At 41.6% G+C, this 19,062-nt stretch carries 22 protein-coding genes; 19 read left to right on the top strand and 3 right to left on the bottom strand.

Annotated elements, in window-relative coordinates:
- Nucleotides 1–74 precede the first annotated feature (74 nt).
- From AAA943_RS03275 to AAA943_RS03285, 3 genes are all read left to right on the top strand, one after another.
- On the top strand, nt 75–1,109 hold the full coding sequence (locus tag AAA943_RS03275) for an AAA family ATPase (RefSeq protein ID WP_338222822.1): 1,035 nt from the start codon (nt 75–77) through the stop codon (nt 1,107–1,109).
- A gap of 199 nt (nt 1,110–1,308) precedes the next feature.
- Nucleotides 1,309–2,325, top strand: a complete 1,017-nt coding sequence (locus AAA943_RS03280; RefSeq protein WP_338222823.1) for a toprim domain-containing protein — start codon at nt 1,309–1,311, stop codon at nt 2,323–2,325.
- A gap of 349 nt (nt 2,326–2,674) precedes the next feature.
- On the top strand, nt 2,675–4,699 hold the full coding sequence (locus AAA943_RS03285; RefSeq protein ID WP_338222824.1) for a hypothetical protein: 2,025 nt from the start codon (nt 2,675–2,677) through the stop codon (nt 4,697–4,699).
- Between the two features lie 80 nt (nt 4,700–4,779).
- Here the strand turns inward: AAA943_RS03285 and AAA943_RS03290 are convergent, their stop codons facing one another.
- From AAA943_RS03290 to AAA943_RS03300, 3 genes are all read right to left on the bottom strand, one after another.
- On the bottom strand, nt 4,780–5,049 hold the full coding sequence (locus tag AAA943_RS03290) for a hypothetical protein (protein WP_338222825.1): 270 nt from the start codon (nt 5,047–5,049) through the stop codon (nt 4,780–4,782).
- A 7-nt stretch (nt 5,050–5,056) separates the two neighbouring features.
- Nucleotides 5,057–5,803: a ParA family protein gene (locus AAA943_RS03295; protein ID WP_338222826.1), complete on the bottom strand. Its 747-nt coding sequence runs from the start codon at nt 5,801–5,803 to the stop codon at nt 5,057–5,059.
- A 68-nt stretch (nt 5,804–5,871) separates the two neighbouring features.
- Nucleotides 5,872–6,279: a helix-turn-helix domain-containing protein gene (locus tag AAA943_RS03300; protein ID WP_338222827.1), complete on the bottom strand. Its 408-nt coding sequence runs from the start codon at nt 6,277–6,279 to the stop codon at nt 5,872–5,874.
- A 691-nt stretch (nt 6,280–6,970) separates the two neighbouring features.
- On the opposite strand from AAA943_RS03300, the gene AAA943_RS03305 reads away from it, so the two are divergent.
- The 16 genes from AAA943_RS03305 to AAA943_RS03380 all read left to right on the top strand — a co-directional run bounded on the left by AAA943_RS03305 (nt 6,971) and on the right by AAA943_RS03380 (nt 19,061).
- Nucleotides 6,971–7,534, top strand: a complete 564-nt coding sequence (locus tag AAA943_RS03305; RefSeq protein WP_338222828.1) for a GNAT family N-acetyltransferase — start codon at nt 6,971–6,973, stop codon at nt 7,532–7,534.
- Nucleotides 7,535–7,536: 2 nt separating this feature from the next.
- Entirely contained in the window at nt 7,537–8,457 is a 921-nt protein-coding gene (locus AAA943_RS03310) for a helix-turn-helix domain-containing protein (RefSeq protein WP_338222829.1), read from the top strand.
- 152 nt (nt 8,458–8,609) lie between these two features.
- Entirely contained in the window at nt 8,610–8,975 is a 366-nt protein-coding gene (locus AAA943_RS03315; RefSeq protein ID WP_338222830.1) for a plasmid mobilization protein, read from the top strand.
- Entirely contained in the window at nt 8,972–10,300 is a 1,329-nt protein-coding gene (locus AAA943_RS03320; RefSeq protein WP_338222831.1) for a relaxase/mobilization nuclease domain-containing protein, read from the top strand. Before AAA943_RS03315 ends, AAA943_RS03320 begins: the two co-directional genes overlap by 4 nt.
- Before the next feature lie 10 nt (nt 10,301–10,310).
- Nucleotides 10,311–10,961: a ParA family protein gene (locus AAA943_RS03325; RefSeq protein ID WP_338222832.1), complete on the top strand. Its 651-nt coding sequence runs from the start codon at nt 10,311–10,313 to the stop codon at nt 10,959–10,961.
- Nucleotides 10,940–11,284, top strand: coding sequence for a hypothetical protein (locus AAA943_RS03330; RefSeq protein WP_338222833.1), 345 nt, complete (start codon nt 10,940–10,942; stop codon nt 11,282–11,284). The genes AAA943_RS03325 and AAA943_RS03330 overlap by 22 nt, the downstream gene beginning before the upstream one ends.
- A 4-nt stretch (nt 11,285–11,288) precedes the next feature.
- A complete protein-coding gene (locus tag AAA943_RS03335; RefSeq protein ID WP_338222834.1) occupies nt 11,289–11,681 on the top strand; it encodes a hypothetical protein in 393 nt (130 codons plus the stop codon).
- Entirely contained in the window at nt 11,678–12,007 is a 330-nt protein-coding gene (locus tag AAA943_RS03340) for a DUF4134 family protein (protein ID WP_338222835.1), read from the top strand. Before AAA943_RS03335 ends, AAA943_RS03340 begins: the two co-directional genes overlap by 4 nt.
- 59 nt (nt 12,008–12,066) lie before the next feature.
- Nucleotides 12,067–12,372 carry a DUF4134 domain-containing protein gene (locus tag AAA943_RS03345; RefSeq protein WP_338222836.1) on the top strand — a complete coding sequence of 102 codons (306 nt, stop codon included), beginning with the start codon at nt 12,067–12,069 and terminating at the stop codon, nt 12,370–12,372.
- Nucleotides 12,372–12,653, top strand: coding sequence for a DUF4133 domain-containing protein (locus tag AAA943_RS03350; protein ID WP_338222837.1), 282 nt, complete (start codon nt 12,372–12,374; stop codon nt 12,651–12,653). Before AAA943_RS03345 ends, AAA943_RS03350 begins: the two co-directional genes overlap by 1 nt.
- Before the next feature lie 2 nt (nt 12,654–12,655).
- Complete coding sequence (locus AAA943_RS03355) at nt 12,656–15,148, top strand: TraG family conjugative transposon ATPase (protein ID WP_338222838.1); 2,493 nt, start codon at nt 12,656–12,658, stop codon at nt 15,146–15,148.
- 11 nt (nt 15,149–15,159) lie between these two features.
- Complete coding sequence (locus AAA943_RS03360) at nt 15,160–15,819, top strand: hypothetical protein (protein WP_338222839.1); 660 nt, start codon at nt 15,160–15,162, stop codon at nt 15,817–15,819.
- Nucleotides 15,819–16,472 carry a hypothetical protein gene (locus tag AAA943_RS03365; RefSeq protein WP_338222840.1) on the top strand — a complete coding sequence of 218 codons (654 nt, stop codon included), beginning with the start codon at nt 15,819–15,821 and terminating at the stop codon, nt 16,470–16,472. Before AAA943_RS03360 ends, AAA943_RS03365 begins: the two co-directional genes overlap by 1 nt.
- Entirely contained in the window at nt 16,469–17,131 is a 663-nt protein-coding gene (locus tag AAA943_RS03370) for a hypothetical protein (protein ID WP_338222841.1), read from the top strand. The genes AAA943_RS03365 and AAA943_RS03370 overlap by 4 nt, the downstream gene beginning before the upstream one ends.
- On the top strand, nt 17,128–17,910 hold the full coding sequence (locus AAA943_RS03375) for a hypothetical protein (protein ID WP_338222842.1): 783 nt from the start codon (nt 17,128–17,130) through the stop codon (nt 17,908–17,910). The genes AAA943_RS03370 and AAA943_RS03375 overlap by 4 nt, the downstream gene beginning before the upstream one ends.
- Nucleotides 17,907–19,061: a TraJ family protein gene (locus tag AAA943_RS03380; protein WP_338222843.1), complete on the top strand. Its 1,155-nt coding sequence runs from the start codon at nt 17,907–17,909 to the stop codon at nt 19,059–19,061. Before AAA943_RS03375 ends, AAA943_RS03380 begins: the two co-directional genes overlap by 4 nt.
- Nucleotide 19,062 lies beyond the last annotated feature (1 nt).

Raw genomic sequence — 19,062 nt, forward strand, 5'->3', positions numbered from 1 at the left:
ATTCTTAAAGTTTTCCTAAAAATGAAATGTAGCATTTACTCCAAAATGCTAGACCAAATCTTATTGTCAAAATCATGATCCCATCAATTGAAAATACAAACTCAAACAATCACTATTCCGGTGAATTTCTAATCATCAAATCAGCCAACGAATGGATGGACGAAGCCAAAGGCAGACCCATTCCAAAGAAGATTTTCGGGCAATTTTGGTATGAAGAAGAGCTGTGCATTCTCTTTGCAGACACCAATCAGGGTAAATCCCTCTTAGCTGTCCAGATCATTGATAGTGTGTCCAAAGGTATTCCCACACTTGGGTTGGAAATGGAGCTTAAGCCTTCCAAGGTGATCTATTTTGACCTGGAATTGACCTCAAAGCAATTTGAAATGCGGTATGCTCAATATGACCGAGAAAAGGACGAGTTATATGATCATTTCGAATTCAGTGACCTTTTCCTAAGAGCCGAAATCAATCCCTATGGATTTGATGAAACCTTCGAAGAATATGAAAGCTTCCTTTTTAAAGAGATAGAGATCCAAGCTTCTAAGTCCGGGGCCAAAATCCTGGTGATCGACAACCTTTCATGTGTGATTTCTGACAATGAGAAGGCAAGGAATACCACTCCATTTTTAATCAGGCTTAACAATCTGAAGAAGATTCATGGATGGTCAATCTTGCTGATTGCCCATACTCCTAAAAGAAACCTCTTTGCCCCTATTAGTAGAAATGATATCCAAGGGAGTAAGAGCTTCATTAACCTCATCGATTCATGTTTCGCAGTGGGTGAAAGTCAAAGAGACCCATCCATTAAATACCTGAAGCAGATCAAAGTAAGGTATGGTGCTTTTAAATACCCTTCTGAAAATGTCCTAGTCTGTAAAATCGGCAAAGACTCAAATTTCAGCTCGTTCAAGTTTCTCCACTTTGGAAAAGAGTCGGATCATTTGAAGCAATTAAATCCGGTCGATAAATCTCAATTGAGAAATAAAGCCTTGGAACTCAAAAATGAGGGTCATTCCAATGTGAAAATAGCCCAAGAGCTGGGTGTATCAGAAGGAGCGGTTAGGAAATGGCTCAAGCAAATTGAGGTAGACGAAGAACCTCAATCCTAAAACGCTAAAGTACGAGGGGTACGAACTGTACGAGGGGTACGAGCAGTACGATTCGTACGAATTCAACCAGCTTCTACCCCTTCTTTTTCTTTTTGCAGGTACTCCGACAATTCACGACAAAAGAAAAGATAACGGTCCTATAAATCAGGAAGATGTATTATTTATGTATAGATGTCTTTATATAAAAATGTAAAAAAATTTGAACTACTCAGAAATCAAACAAAAGGCTGCACGGATCAAGCAAGAATTTTCGGTATTAGACTATTTCCATGGATTGGTAAAATCAGGATGCCTCAAGTATGAAGGAGTCCAAGGCAAAGAACACTTCTTTGGCTTTTTCGAGCAGAGAACGGGATCCATTGCAGTGGACGATAGATCTAACGTGTGGTATGACCATGCTGCAGGATTAGGAGGCGATATCTTCCGGGCTGTACAGGTATTTGAAAACAAAACCTTTTTGGAATCTGTAGAGCGCCTATCTGGGGCCTTTCCAGTCAAAAAGATTATCCAGAAAAGAACCTCGGAGGAAAGGCAAAAGATAGTGGTAGAGAAAGTTTCCGAAATCTCACATGATGCTTTGGTAAACTACATTCGAGGAAGAGGACTAGAACTAGAAGACATCAAGCCCTTCGCCAAGGAGGTTCATTGGCGGAATAAAGGAAAGCGATATTTCGCCATTGGCTTCCCAAATGAATCAGGAGGATGGGTACTGCGATCCTCAATTTTCAAAGGAAATATCCTAGGAGGAGGTGTTTCAATTCAGATTCTAGGTACACCTGCCAGCATTAAATTTTTTGAAGGCTGGTTTGACTTTCTGAGCTATTTGAAGCTTTCCGGTGATACAGATTTTAAAGCAATCATCTTGAACAGCACAGCGAATCTGAGTCTTCGGTTGATTTTGGATATTTTGAAAGAAAGGCAAAAAGTAGAACTTTACCTAGACAATGATTCAACCGGAGAAGCCTACACTAATGAATTCATAAAGGTGGCCCAGTTTTACCAATACTGCCTAGAAGCAGGATTAACAACCGATTGGGATTTGAAATCTTTGAGGGGATGTAGAGATAAAATGCGAAAGTTGATGACTAGCCTTGAAATGAAGTTTTCAGAGGTCAAGAACATTTTGATGGTCAATACGCAAGTATCAGATAAAAGGTGTCAATATTCTGGTTCTGAGGATCTAAATGAGTTTTTGGTTGGAATGATCTCCAGATGAGGGTTAAAAGGCAGGACAGGTATTCAAAAGTAAGATTTATCAATCCGTAATCACTCTATTTGAATTCAGATGAAAACTTTTCCTTTTCACATGAAGGGGAGCTTTGGCCTTCCATTTTTTCTGTTCTACTTGATTTCAAAGGCGAAGAAGTCAGGATTGCAAAATTTTAAAGTCACTTTTTGTCAGTTTCCAACTTAAATATGGTTTAGGGCCTTGATCAAATCACCCAATTGCTTAATTTGAAAGCAAAATAATCCGAAAAATCAGTTCCGTACTTAGATGACCCACAGAATATTTGGGTAGCCAATTCGAGCTATGGAGATTCAAGGAATCATTCGACCAGAAAGAAATGATTGTACCAGTAAGAAATATTGTAGAACAAGTTGATCTAACATCAGACGATGTACTCCTTCCTCTTTTGGAATGTGTGGTCAATTCTGTTATTAGTCTTCAACAATCCGAAAAGCCGAGTGAAGAAAAGAAGATTCAAATTCAAATCGAGAGAGGTGATTTTCCTCAAAATCTTAATTTTGAAAAAATAAAGACAATTTCTTCCTTCAAAGTAATAGATAATGGCGTTGGGTTTACATCAAAAAACTATCGCTCATTTGAAACTCCCTTTTCTCAAATCAACAAAGATTTCGGTTGTAAGGGAATTGGAAGATTCACTGTACTTGCAGCTTTTGATGAATACTATGTTAAAAGTAGATACATTGAAAATGGGCAATGGTTTTTGCGTGAGTTTAGGTTTACCTCTGAAAATGAAATCGAGCCTATCGCATTAACGGAACTTGAGACAGGCGATTTCAAGACTGTTGTTGAAATAAAGAATTGCAATAACCCAAGCATTCTTGAAAAGTCAGCACTATCAATTAATCAAGTAGCCGAAGCGATAATGCAGCATTGTCTAATCTACTACCTGAGTGGGACATTGCCTAGAATTGAAATCCTTGATGAGGGATCCAATACAGCCGAAGTTGTAAATGAACTATTTGAAAAAGTTTCAAAAGAAAAGGAAAGAACATTTCAAATAAACAAAAACTTTTTCAAACTTTATATTACCAAAACTCAAAAGGAAGGGAACAGAAAAAACAATTATTTGTATTATTGTGCAAATTCAAGAACAGTTGGTGGCGGACGGAATCTTAAGAATGTAAATAGCATATTTACTTATCCAATTCTTCTTAATGGAGTAAGCTATTTTTTTGACATTTATCTAGTTTCTGAATACTTAGATAATAAAGTTTTTAAAACTCGAAATGGATTCAACGTTCCAAAGGAAAAAGAAAACCTACTATTTAATAATTCTGAAATAATTACATTTCAAGATATTGAAGAGAAAGTTTCAGATATTCTAGAAAATGAGTATCAAACTCAAGTTAAGGAAGCGAAGGAAAAAAGTGTAAATGAGGTAAAGGAATACATAATTACTAAGGCTAGGAGATACCATAGCTTTTTGAAGAATGATAATATTTTAGAAACTATACCTCCAAATCTTCCAGAAGATAAGCTAGAAGAGCACCTTTATAAAATAGCATTTACTGCTCGTAAGAATGTTGAACATAATATTGAAAAGTTCATTGAAGGGAAACAGGTCAGTGCTGAAGCAATTGACAGCATAATAGCTGATTTGAAAGCAAAAACGGCTTATGACGTTGATAGTTTAGCTGATTACATGACACGAAGGAAGGCAATATTAGAACTTTTTGAAAAATTTTTAGATGCAGACGAAAATGGGCAATACAAACTGGAAGAAGATGTCCATAATATCATTTTTCCTCTTGGTTTAACAAGTAACGAATTGGATTATGAAAATCACAACCTATGGATACTAGATGAAAGATTTATAACATATAAATTTATTGCCTCTGATAAAGCAATTACCTCATATTCTCAAATAAAAAGTCGAAAAGAATTGGATTTGATATTGTTAGATAACCCTCAGATGTTTAATAACCCTATAAGTTTCGGTGATAAAAGCAGTGGCGAGGTAAATTCCATGGTGATTTTTGAATTTAAGCGACCAGGTGATACTGCACATCAAAAAAATTTGAATGATTACAGATGGCAGTTTTCAGAGTTAGTTGAACCATACTTTGAAGAATTTTTGTATTCCCCTATTAAAAAGAACTATAAAGGAAATCAGGTTTTAATAAAAAAGACAACGCCTAAATTTGGATACATTATCATGGATTTCATTCCAGACCCATTAGCTACTTACAACGCTGATAAAGGTTGGAAAATGACACCTTTTGGTACTTATTTCAAAATTGAACCAGAAACCAATATGCATATTGAGGTTATGACATTTAGAAAGCTTTTAGAGTTTTCAAAAAATAGACATAATCCATTTTTTGATAAACTATTTAAATAAGAACTATTAAAAAGGGTCTCATTTTTTACACTTCATTCCGAGTTTTTGAATTTATCATTTAATAAATGAATACCATTTCCCTAAATCCCATAATACTCCTTTACCGCCTTCAAAATCATATCTCTCATTGAAGCCTTGGTCTCTCTCCCGATTTCATACTTTAGCTTGTCAAACATGGCTGTGGGAATCCGGAGCGAGTAGATCTTGACATCTTCGGTGTCGAATTCTTTGCTAGATGTTTTTTCTTTTTGCTGTGTTTCCGGTTCTGAATTAATCAGCATGCCGAGGCCTCTTTGTTGAGTTCCCAGATTTTTATTTCCCTTGCTTGGGTCGTTTAGCTTCTTAGCCATTTTGGTCTTAGTTTAATTTGCTTAGGATTTCATCCACCAATTTTTCGTAGTCCTTGGCACCATTGGATTCCGGAGCATAGTCAAATATACTCTGTCCCTGAAGCTGAGCTTCGGCCAAGGCGACGTTGATCCGGATTTTAGTATCAAACACTTTTTCCTGGAGATCTTCTGTCAGTTTCTCCACAATCGTTTTAGTCAGTATTCGATTGGGATTGATTTGAGTGATAAATACCCCACCGATGTCCAAGGAGTCATTGAGGTTTTCCCGAACCTCCTTGACGATCCCCAGTAATCGATCAACTCCTTTGTAAGCAAAGTATTCACCTTGAAGAGGAAGCAGGATGGTATCACTTGCCACCATTGCATTTACCGTTAGAAGGCCTACCGATGGAGGGCAGTCGATGATGATGTAGTCATACTCTGCCCGGATTGGTTTGAGTAGTTTAGTTAGGATTTGTTCTCTGCCGATCTTGGACACAATCTCCATCTCAGCACCAAGTAGGTCAATCGAAGCCGGAACCAAATCCAGATTTTCGGAAATATTGAGAATGGGTAATTTTTTATTTTCTCTGATGGAGTCGTAAACGGAAACCTCAGCCTCTCCTATTCCCAATCCCTCAGTCAGGTTGGCTTGGGAGTCAATATCTACCAAAAGCACCTTGTGGCCTTTCCTTGCTAGACCTGCACCTATGTTTATGGAGGAGGTGGTTTTACCCGTTCCTCCTTTGTGGTTCATGATGGAGATAGTCTTCATAACTCAGTTGGTTTAACTAAAGATATGAAAATGTATTTCCGTAAAAAAGTATTTATATAAAAATGTATTTACCTTTTTCTGCTTTTTGCCTCAAGACTCTCAATAATTTGATTCTTGGCATTTACCAGTTCAAGGTACTTGGTGTTTTCAGCTGTCAATCGATTAATCTCTGAATGAAGTCTTTCGATTTCAGATTGAAGGCGTTCAAAGAATACCTGGTCATTTCCCAGTTTATCGGCATCCAACTCATAATCCTCAATGGTAGCGGCAAACATTTCTCCTTCTCCGGTTTCCAACCATTTCAGATTGAGATTATGCTCTCTTTTGAGGAGGATCTTGATTTTTCCTGAAACGCTATTTTTCCCACGCTCTATATCTGAATATCCCGCCTGGGTCAAGCCCAACGAAGATCCAAAGTCTTCCTGTGTTGCTTTCAGAAACTTCCTAAAGATTTTTAAGCGTTGATTTTCAGTCATATGGGCTTATTAGGGTATTTTAACTGACAGATTTTTTCCAAAATATAGCAAAACCATATATTTTTATATCTGGGCATATTCAAAAGGAGTAGTCCTAAGATCTTTTCAACTCCTTTTTAGGAGATGACTTTCGGGATCTGACCATTCATTGACTTCCTTGATCCTGATTCCCTAATGCTCAAGAGGTTAGAGCTAAGTTTGGATTAGTCCTTCTCCCTTTTTGCCGGATTCTTAGTATTGTTTCTGACAAATATATACTCTCAAATGTATTTTGGAAGGCAAAAATTGTTTTTCAATATATCTATATATATGGATATCTATATATAAGAGTATACAGATACAGGGATATTATGGCTATTCCATCTCGATGATTTCTATCCAAGTTCGAATTGGGAATTCAGATTTAAATAAATCCTCGAATAGAAATTAATTTATCTTCTCTGGGGCTCGATCAATAAGCGGATCAAGGAAACGTTGAAGAAAAATCAGTGCTTTTTTTAGCATGTGAAGATGATAAAGAGTGTTGAGGAACCTTTTGCGTGTTCCTTGCAAGTTGTGTATTTGTGACACAAAATTCTTCCGAATTTTTTTCCACAAATACCAAACTTGCCATTCTGATGATCCCTCTCGGAATCATCCAAAATGGAGGAATTTAACCTCGCAACTCGGTAAAATTTTAACTAACTGAACCATGAGAAAATTCATTGAACAGGATCGAGAAAAAATCATTAACATTTTAGTGAACTCTTTTGAAGGGAATAAGTCGGTTGATTTTGTCGTAGGTAAATCACCGAAAGGAAGGGAAGTGTTGATGGAATACAGTCTGGAAAACTGTTTGGAAAACGGTGATGTGTTCGTTTCAAACTCCGGAAATTCCTGTGTGCTGATCAAATATTCCGACCGAAAGAGAAAGCCTTTCAAGCTCTGGATTTGGGATCTCAAGCTTGCACTTCAAGGAATTGGTCTATCCAGAATCTCAAAGGTATTGCAAAGAGAGTCTGCCATTGAATCAGTCCAACCCAAAGAGCCCTTTCTCTATGTGTGGTTTATAGGAGTAGATCCTAAGTTCCAAGGTAAAGGTGAAGGGTCCAAACTTTTAAAATCCGTCCTATCCCTGGCAAAAGAAAAGAGTCTTCCTATTTGCTTGGAGACTTCCACAGAGCGCAATTTCAAATGGTATGAGAGTTTTGGCTTCTCAGTTTATTCTTCTTCTGTTCAGTTTGGCTTCCCATTTTACTTCTATAGAAAGGATTAACCATGACCGTATTCGGCACCGAAATGCACTTGGCGACATTCATTTTTGTCGTTTGCGAGATTCTTTTCTTTATTCCTCAGCTGGTCTTTTATCTCCAGAATCCAGCGGACAAGACCCGGAGATATTACCTGATCCTGTTGGGCCTATTGATTTTGTATAACATAGCCGGAGGCCTTTTTCCAGATCCCAATCTTCCCATAGATATCAATCTACAGATTAACCTAGCCTACGGAACCGGATTCACCATGGGCTCTTATTTCCCATTCTATTTCTTCAAGGTATTCGGCCTCCATGATTTGGAATGGCATGCAAAGAAGGGGGTTTGGATTTTCTTCATTGCCCCATTCCTGATTGCTTTTGGATTTCTCCTCCCATTGTCGAATGACCTCCCCAATGTCATTTGGTACGGCATGGCTATTCCTGTCCTGTACGCCATATATATGGATATCCTGATATTTCTCTTCATCCGAAAAAAGTATAGAGAAAGCCAACTCAGCCTGGATGCCATCTTGAGCTATGCCGCCATGTGTCCTTGGGTCTTCCTTCCGATTTTTAGCTATTTCGATACGTCCCAGTTTGTAGAAGTGATGGTGACTAACCTGGGGTTTGTGGTAATCACGTTCCTGTTTATCCGAAATATGATCTTCGAAAACAGGAAGGTTTTTGAAAAGCTCAAGGATATTGACCAGAGACAGCCGGTCGATTCCAGTGATTTTTTTGGACAGCGTTGCGCCGAACTGGGATTGACCAAAAGAGAATGCGAGGTTGCTGAAAAGGCCGCTCAGGGACTCACCAGCAAAGAAATTGCAGACGTACTTTTTATTTCTGAAAAAACAGTCAACAAACACCTGCAAGCCATTTACAAAAAGGCGGGCAGCAAAAACAGGGTTGAGTTGATCAACGCCCTGAATTCCTACTCCTAATCACGTTTTTCGGGTACAAAACCTCCGACTAAGTATATCTGCGTATAGAGAAATCTATATACGCAGATATACCTAATTATTCCTTTTACGCAGTTCTGGGTATTTTTTTCCACTTGGGGAATCCGATTCTTTGCTTCCATCAACATGTCGCCATGAAGGATAAAAGAGAAATTCTCTCATGGGTATCTGTCAGGTTAAAGCCGGATGATTATACCCGATTGAAAGAGGAAAGTAAGTCCCTGGGGGTGTCATTGAGTCAATTGATACGAATGAAATTGAGTAGCGAGGGGAGCAAAATCATTGACACCAAAGGCATCCTAAACGCCATCGATAAGGTGGTTGCAGAACAGGCCAGAGTGAACAATAATATCAATCAGCTGGCCAAGCACGCGAATACCTATCGGGACAAAATTTCCCCGGAGATTTTTCTGAGTCATACCATCCAGATGTCAAAGCATCTGGAGTACCGCGATTGTATGAATAAGTTTTTGAAACAGATCTACCGGGCAATCAAATGAGAGTAAAAATTCTTTCCAGCACCAGTTCATTCAATGGGGTGACCTACAACACGAACAAAACCCAGAATGAGAAAGGAGAGCTCACGAGGCTCCGGAATTTTGGATACCTACAAGACACCAAAGATGTAGGTCCGAATGAGGTCAAAAACTTTCTGATTGCCCATTCCAACCGGAACAGCATTGTCAAAGACAAGCAGTTCCATGCGATGATCAGCTGCAAAGGAAGGGAATACTCCAAAGAGGAACTGACGGATATTGCTCATGAGTGGATAGATAAAATGGGGTATGGCAACAACCCTTTTCTGATTGTCTTCCATAAGGATACTGCCAATAATCATGTCCACATAGTCTCGTCCAGAATCGATAAGGACGGAAAAAAGATCAATGATTCATTTGAGAAGCTGAGGGCACAGGAAGCGATCAATGAAATTATGAGACTGAACCCGAAGCTAGAAGCTGCCAATGCTGTTGGTAAGCTCAGAGAATTCAACTTCAGCACAAAAGCCCAAGGTCTCTTGATTCTTGAAAACTTGGGATTCAAGGTAAGAGAGAAGGAAGATGTTCTGGAACTGATCAAATACGGTTCGGTGCAAGGCAAGCTTCCCCTGTCAGAACTGGCCCAAAAGACAGCGTCCTTTCAACTGGATAAGCCTAGGGTGAAACAGCTGAAGGCAATTTTGGACAGGTATTCCAAGGTTTACAGCACCAATCCTGTTGCCCTGTTTGAACCTACGCCTGACGGCAAAAAGAAAAATCATATTGGGTACCGCTCTGACCTCGGAGATTTTATCAAGGACAAATTTGGAGTTCAGTTGGTATTTCATGGGAAGGATGCAAAAACTCCCTATGGCTATACCCTGATTGACCATACCCACAAGATCATTTTTAAAGGCAGTGAGGTATTCCCACTTCAGCGATTCTTTGCACAAGAAGGGGAAAACAAATCCTATCGAGCTGAGAAATCCAGCCAACCAAAGACTCTTGATCCGATCAGTGCGAAGGTGAAACTCCAATCTGCACTCAATGATTTTTCCTCCGTTCGCCACGGCCTAGAGCACCACTCCTTGGAAATTGAACAGAAGGAAGGCAACGCTTACCTGAAAACATCCCAGGGTGAATTAGCGGCCAAAGACATTCTTTCACCCGAACAGCAACTGGCATTAAGAGAGTACTTCAGTGAAATCGGATCTACCAGAGAGGTGCCGACTTCTGACACTTTTGATCTGGTACCGGTACTCAGCATTGCGGATGATGTCGACGATGAAGCGGCCCACGGAAGGAAGAGAAATAAAAAGCGAAAGGGGGACAATGAAATCACGAGATAAAAAAACGGCTATGATCATTCTATTCGCAAACCAAAAAGGGGGAGTTGGAAAAAGTACACTGGCTGTGCTCTTTTCGAATTTTGCGGTCCAAAAAAGAAAAAGGAAGGTGAAAGTCTTTGACATGGACTTTCAGCAATCCCTGTACAACAAGCATCTCAATTCAGACCAATTGGAAAACGAGAAGCTGTATGAGGTAGAGCTTTCATCTATTCCCGGATTCAAGTCCATCCATAAAAGGGCAGCTCAGGAGCCTAAGACGCTCACCGTGATTGACCTTGCCGGGAAGATGGACGATGATAATCTGGTGCAGGTTTTCAAGGGTTCCGAATTGATCATTTGTCCCTTTTTCTATGACGAATACAGCGTCACCAGCACATTTGAATTTTGCTACGTGGTCAAAAAGCTGAACCCATCCAGCCGGATTATCCTGGTTCCCAACAGGGTCAAGTCTTCGGTCAAATACGAGACTTTGGAAAGTGTTAATCAGGCACTCAGTCAGTTTGGAGAATTGACTACTCCGATTTCAGACCGGATTGATTTTCAGAGACTGACTACTTCCTACACCCCTGAGTCACTTACCCCGATCCTGGATCCCATTTTCAATAAACTATTTGATGACCATATAGACCAAGACCTCGAATGGCAAACGGAGACTACATAAGCAAGCTGGTGAAAGGGGTTCGTGGGGAAATTGAAGCTAAACCCGAAAAGGTAAAACCAGCAAAGGAACCTGCGCAAAAAGCCTCTTCAAGAACCCTAAATCCCAATATCCACGACCTCTTGGAGTCCATTAAAAAATTTGAGGTCAATGGGAATTACAAAAGGCTGATCCGAATGGATTCCCGGACAGAGGAAGTCCTGAAGCTTCTCAGTCCCACGTTTGGGGTCGACGTGACCTCCTTTGTGAATTTTCTATGCTGGGATTTTTTGGAGAACAATCCTGAGCTGGTCAACGAAATCAAGCAATCAATTCAAAAACTATAGCACCATGAACTGGACAGACTTCTTTCTCTACCTATCCCTTTTCTATGTGGTCTACTATGCAGTCAATGTCATTTTCGATGTACTGAGGAGACCCCGCCTTTCCAAAGTGCAACAAGGGAGTGCGTACACCTTTCAGACAGACCTAAACGAGTTTGATGAAAGCCCAACCGTCATCGAAGATAACGAGCCCTTGGTGGTGCCTACCAAGAAACCACCCGTTTTGGATCCGCCAAAGGAAGAATGGGCCAACTGTGATGAGGACTCGGAAGAAATTGAATTTGAGATCAACGAACCCAGCCCATTCAAATCCACCGGAGGAGTGACCACCCTGAACTCTCTTTTTGTACTCGCCAAGGAAGGAAGTATTGAAATGAAAAAGAAGGTGGTGTTCATATGAAGACGAATCAGTTCCTATTCATTGGCGGTTTGCTTTCCCTCTTTTTCTTTTTGTCGGGAATGGAAACTTATGCCCAATCTCCTCCCGGTGTGGCAAAATTTCAAGAGGTAGAGTCGGATATGGAGAGTTTCTATGTCGCTCTGTCCAGACTCTCATTTGCAATCGGAGCAGTCACGGGATTGCTTGGAGGCCTGCGGGTTTACAACAACTGGCAACTGGGAAGACATCATATCGATGTTCAGGTGATCAGTTGGTTTGGTGCCTGTATTTTCTTATCCACTATCGGCTTTTTTCTCAGCGGATTATATGCAGTTCCACTTACCTGAACTCCATGACTCCCACCCAAAAATAGCACTCATTTATTTCTCACTAAAACACAAAAGTCATGTTCAACAGAACTAAAAAACGGATCGCAAGTGCATTGATTCTTACGATTGCAACCCTATCGGCCAGAGCCCAAGGGGTACAGGGAATTACAGCTGCCGAATCATCTCTTCTCGCTTATGTAGATCCAGTGGCAAGTCTTTGCCTGGTGATAGGAGCTGTAGTCGGTCTCATTGGAGGCGTGAGGGTCTACATCAAATGGAATTCCGGCGATCAGGATATCAATAAAGAATTGATGGGCTGGGGCGGTTCCTGTCTCTTCTTGGTATTGGTGAGTGTCATCATCAAGGCGTTTTTCGGTGTCTAATGGCTAAGCAATTTCCGATTTATAAGGGGCTTCAAAAGCCTCTTATTTATCGGGGTTTTCAAGGGAAATACATCGGATGGGGAGTCGCTTCCCTGGTGATCGGAGTGGTTTTGGGAGGACTTATTGGAAGCCTGACCAGTATGGTGTTAGGCGGAATAATTACCATTTCGGTAATCGCAGCCGGTCTATTCATCACCTCTCAACAACAGAAAAAAGGATTGCACAGCAAAACAAGGTATGTGGGAATATTTCAAATCGCCACCTCTTTAAAATCGAAGTAATCATGTTCAGGAAAAAAAGGAATGAATTTAAGCTGCCCTACTTGGGGATTGAAGATCAGATCAATGGGTTTCATTGCCTGTTTAATCTGAAGGGAGATTTCGGAGTGATATTGAAACTGGACAATCCTGTTTTACAATTTTCAGCAGATTCGGCTAAATATGATTCTTTTCATCAACTGTACACCAATCTCATCAAGATCCTGGGTGAAGGACATCTGATTCAGAAACAGGATATTTTTTCCCGCAAAACCTATTGCGAGACATACTCCAAAGAATACCTGCAACAGAAGTATGATGACCATTTTCATGGACGACAGTACACTTCTCTGAAGACATTTTTGGTCATTACCAAACGGGCAAAAGGCAGATACAATCAAAAGTCAGTGATTGACTTTGTCCAGACACTCGGAAAAGTAACAGACCTTTTTGAACGTGCGGGAATAAAGGCGGAAGCGCTTTCAGCTCTTGAAACAGACCGCTATGTGAAACGGATTCTCAGCATGAATTTTCACGAAGAGAAGATTGTACTTGACAATCTTCTTTCAGAAGAAACTCAGGTGGAAAGCGGAGAAAGGGCCTTTCGGTCAATTACGCTGGTAGATACCGACAAGGTTGAACTTCCCGAGCATGTCAAAACCCATTTGGAGCGAAATGATAAGGACAGCCTGAAAGGCTTCCCGGTGGATAATATGGCGTTTCTCTTCGAGGTGCCGCTGTTCCAGACTATCGTTTACAATCAGGTCATTGAAATCATTGAGCAAAGATCCACACTGACCAAACTTGAATTGAAAAGAAAGCGGCATTCCGGAATTCCGGATCCCGCCAATACTATATGTGTCGAAGACATCGATAGGCTTTTGGACGATGTGGCCAGACACAACCAGCTTTTGGTCAATTGCCATTTCAATGTGGTGGTTTCTGCCATGAAGGAAAATATTCAGGGAGCCTGCAATTATGTGGAATCATCTCTTTTCCAACAGGGAATAGTTGCCAATAAGAATTCCTACAATCAGCTTGAGCTTTTCAGGACGCTCCTTCCCTGCAACACGGCAGAGCTCAAAGTTTACGATTACTTTCTGACCACCTCAGATGCTGCCTTGTGTTTTTTCCTCAAGGAGACTCTGAACAAAGATGAAAAAAGCGGTTTTCAGATCCGGTTTACGGACAGGCAGGGAATACCTCTAAAGATCGATCCGGCTGATTTGCCGATGCAAACCAATCGGATCAATAACCGAAACAAATTCGTGTTGGGGCCTTCGGGTTCAGGCAAATCATTTTTCATGAATGCCCTGATCGAGCAGTATTGCATGTGGAACAAGCGGTCGGATCCCAAGTGGCTAATGGATGTCGTCATTGTGGATACTGGCCATTCCTACTCAGGTTTGTGCCAATACTATAAGGGGAAATACATCACCTATACCGAAGAAAATCCAATAACCACCAATCCTTTTTCAATCACTGAGGAAGAATACAACATTGAGAAAAAGGACTATCTGCTGACCCTGGTATCACTGCTTTGGAAAACTGCCGAGGGGACAGTTTCACAGGTAGAAGCAGATGTGATTTCCAGTACCATTTCAGCCTACTATTCCTCTTTCTTTTCCCAAGAAGGAAAAATTGACCGGCTATGCTTCAATACCTTTTATGAATTCGCTCTTGAAAAAATCCCCCAAATCAAGGAGCGGGAAAGCATCGGATTTGAGCTCGATGAATTTCGGTTTGTGCTCAAGAAATTCTACAAGGGAGGGGAATTTGAAAACCTGCTCAATGAAGAGGTAGACCAATCCTTGTTTACCGAATCATTCGTGGTCTTTGAAATTGACAGTATCAAAGAGCACAAAGTACTTTTCCCGATTGTCACGCTCATCATCATGGATGTATTCATCCAGAAAATGAGATTCCGGACCAAATACCGGAAAGCCCTCATCATCGAGGAAGCCTGGAAGGCAATTGCCTCCCCTCTCATGGCAGGCTATATTTTGTATCTCTACAAAACAGTCCGGAAATTCTGGGGAGAGGCCATTGTGGTGACTCAGGAGCTTGGGGACATCATCGGAAATGCCGTAGTCAAAGACAGTATCATCAATAATTCCGATACGATTTGCCTTTTGGATCAGACCAAGTTCAAGGACAATTATTCTCAGATCGCCTCTCTGCTTTCTATCAATGAGAATGAGCGAAAAAAGATTTTCACCATCAATCAACTCGACAATCAGGAAGGAAGGGGCAGATTCAAGGAGGTCTATATCAGACGAGGAGCTACAGGCGAAGTGTATGGAGTAGAAGTCTCCTTGCACCAATACCTGACCTACACCACTGAAAAGCCTGAAAAATCCGCCATCGAGATTTATATCAAAGCCTTTGGAGGGTATCAAAAAGGACTAGATGCTTTTGTCGAGGATTATACCTCCTCGGGACATGCCCTTCATTCTTTTTTCAGTGAGGTGAACAAACAAGGCTCACCTCTAAGAGAATCTTTAGCCCCCACTTTTTAACCCCAAACTTTATGAACTACCTGCTATTATTCCTTTTTCTCCTTCTTTCCGGATCCGCTTTCGGACAAGCTGTTTATGTGGATCCCGCTGTAGCCGGTGCGACGGCAGCACATTCGGCAGTGATCAATTCTCAGCTGAATGCGACCAACGAACGCTTGACTTTGATTGAACGAGGCCAACTTGCTATCACGGGAAATCTGACCATCGTCAATTCGATGCAGGATAAAATTTACAGGGGCCTCTCCGAGGTCAGTTCCATCTTGACCAATCTTTCCAATGTTCAGGAAATAGCAAGAATTGCCACGGGGATATCGAGTGACCTCAATGAGGTGGTGAACCTGGCGGGAGAAAACCCGGCATTGCTTCTTTTTGCCGAACGGAATGCAGTCCTATTCCAACAAAGAGCGACTTCCTTAGCCTTGGAGGTCAGTTCCTTTGTGCTGAAGGGAGGGGAAAATAACCTCATGGATGCAGGAGAAAGATCCAAGCTGATCAATCAGATTTTGACTGAAATGGTCATCCTTAGATCCTACACCTATGGCATGTATCGGGCCATGTATTTTGCTCAGATGAAAGGATTCGTAAGGGCATTGAATCCATTTCAGGGGTATATCAATGTAGATATCCAACTTGCTCAGGACATCGCCAGAAAAGCCAAAACCCTTCAATGATGAAACTTTTTTGGCTCTCCATATTCGTATTCTTTGCATATCTCGGACAGGGTGCTGCCCAGGTAAATATTGCGCTTCTCCATCAGCTGGTTGAAGAGTCTAAATCGGAATACAACCTTCAGAAGGAAGCAAAAGCGACTCAAGGAAGGAATGCTGTCAATGAAGAGGTTAATAAAAATCTGGTCAATTCGGTCAAAGAAAAATACCGGGTTGTTCAGGAGCGCTTTGCCAAACTCTCCATTGTCATAGATGCGTTTGGGATCGGGGCCACAGCCGAACCCTTGGTTAACTCTATCATTGACAATCAGCAGCAAATCCTTTTCTACTGTAGCCAAAATCCGGAGCTAGTACTTTTTGCAGTCGAGACAGAAAAGATTTTTGTCCAAAGATCCTATTCGCTTTTGAGCTACCTGGTTGGCCTTTCGGCAAGTATTGGAGAAGTCAACCAAATGAAGGTATCGGAAAGGAGAATTCTTTTCCAGCATATCATCGATGAGTTGAGGGAGATTAACGGGCTTTCTTACACGGTTTCAAAATCCCTTCAAAACCATATTCAAAGAAAGCGGGGAGTCAATCCATACCTAGCCTATGTGGCCACGGAGATGGCTTTAGTGGAAGAAATTATTCAAAACGCCAAAATCCTGGGATTATGAAAGCTCTACTTTTCTTAGTTCTGTTTTTGGGAACAATTCAAGCCTTTTCCCAGACGGTTGTCTTTGACCGTAATCACTTTGCGATCGTCAATGCCAATGCTGCGGTCAGAAATGCCAGCGAGATTGGCTACCACCAATCCTTGGATGTGATCCGGCAGAATACCGATGACATTCTTCTCAATTCTTCCAGTCTGGCCATGGTTCAGACGATGATAGTCCGTTCTCTGACCCAGATCAATGAGGGATTCAAGGATGCCATTCAGGTCAAAATGATGGCTGAAACTGTATCGGATATCAGCACACTTTCTTCTGAGGCTTTCCAATTGGCGAAAGGAAATCCCATCCTTTTTCTTTTTGTCGAGGAGTACACCGGACAGGCTAAAGCCAGAAGTCTCAAATTGGTTACGGAGGTTTCTTCCCTGATTCTCAAAGAAGGCGATAACCTCTTAATGAATTACAATGTCAGAGACGAGCTACTTAACTCAGTCCAAAAGGAATTGCAAATAATTCTGGCCTTGGTCTTGGCGGCCAAAAACAGCATCTACTGGGCAAAGACCAATGGGATCATCCGATCCCTGAACCCCTATCAATCCTACATCAATCAGGATTTGGGATTGATCAATGAAATCATCATCAAACAGAAAATGCTAACACGATGAAGCTCATTCTCTCATTTTTGATCCTCTTCACTGTTTGTTTCCACAGCTACGGACAGACCCCAATTCACGATAAAGCTATTGTAGCCCAACAAGAGCGGATGGTCTTTAAGCAATGGGACGAGGACCAATTTTTCCCGGAGCCCAATAGGTTTCTTGGGATTCCCACCAATCCTATTTGGTATGCTACCTGGGGCTTGCATCCAAACTACCCGGATTTGGACAGAAGGCCATTATCCTCTCATGGAGAACAGACCCAGCGACTGGGTTTGGCTGCTGCCATGCAGATTTCTTCAAACCACTACAAGCAGCACTCGGATACTGTCAGAAACTTGGCAAATGCAGAAATGGCCCGCATCTCCGGAGCTCTTTCAGCTACCGATCCTCTTTACCAGCTCTATTATAAAAAGGAACTCAGACCATTGGAAGATCCGGAATCCGCTGCTTTTCTGGGTGTTTCTCCGGAGATAGTTTCTTACATGAACGACCATGGAGCCTATCAGTGGTATCTCAACAACATGGCATCACTTTCCGAGCGATATGAATTTGCCAAGACGCTGGATATGGAAAGAGGTCAGCGAATCCTGATGTATCACAGGATCATGCTGGAAATGCGGGATGTCCTTAAAAAGTGGCAATACAAACTGGACATGTCTTCCAATATGCTTGCCTTCCGAAAACTAAATCAGCGAAAAGCCAACGGAGAAATCATTTTTTCAAATCCCACCAATGAGGAGGATCGAGCTAAAAAAATCGCCAACCAAACCCAAGTCCTAAAATGAAGAAGCTGATCACGGGACTATCTATTTCCCTTGGCTTATCCATCTCCGGATTTGCCCAATCGGTCAATCATGACCAGTACAAGGAGACTATCAGTTACCTCCAGGGGAACAGTATTTATGACAGAGGGGTGATGACTTTCTTTGAGGAAATGAGGGATTATGGCTTTGCCCATTCCGATCCATTTATTAGAGATGCCCAGACCTTAGCCTGCATTTTCATGCTGATTTTTTTCAGTCTGAAGTGCTACGAAATGATGGCGGGGGACAAAAAACTTGAAATCATGCCTCTCCTAAGACCTTTTACTTTGGTCATTCTATTGATGTGGTGGCCTATTTTCTGTCAAATCATTGCCTTTCCCACTGACTTGATCGCTGCCAAAACCGAGGCTCTCTTCGGAAGCCAAAACGACATCAATAATGGTCTTCGGTTGGATCGGGCGGCATACATGATCGAAATGGCGGATCAGTTGGTCGAATACCAGGCCGTGACCGAGATGGCATCGGAACAGGCCCAAGAATCAGATAAGGATTTGGGAACGGTGATCGTGGATGGGGTCAAAGGATTTTTCTCAGATCAGGTTCTTGGTCCGATTGTGCAAATGAGAATTCGAATGCAGACCAGCCTTCAACTACTGGCTACCCAAATCATCGAGCTGGTGGCAATTTGGATTCTGAGGGTCTGTGTGTATGTCATCTTCATGCTGCAAATCATCTATTCCACGGTGTTGGTCATCCTTGGGCCATTTTCGGTTGTCGCAAGTATTCTTCCGGCTTTTCGTGATGCTTTCACTACCTGGATAGCACGATTTGTCTCCGTCAATCTCTATGTAGGGGTAGCCTATTTGATCCTGTATATCACCGGAAGACTTCAGCAATATGCACTGGAAGTAGAGATCGATAAGTACGAATACCTTCTCTCCACAGGAGGAGGCGCAGACCGATTGGAAAAGATGGCTTGGCTGGCTGGGAATGGCTTTCTCAGTTTTGGACTCGTCATCGTAGCATTTTTTGTCAGTGCTATTGCCATCACCACTGTACCCTCCATTTCCACTTGGATCATTTCCACTTCGGGAATCTCCTCAGCAGCCACCACCGCCGGAAGGATGGGTTCTTCCGCCACAAAATCAATTTCCAGAGTTAAACTCATCTAAG

Origin of the sequence: Algoriphagus confluentis (assembly GCF_036245625.1) — a bacterium.
Classification (GTDB): Bacteria; Bacteroidota; Bacteroidia; order Cytophagales; family Cyclobacteriaceae; genus Algoriphagus; species Algoriphagus confluentis.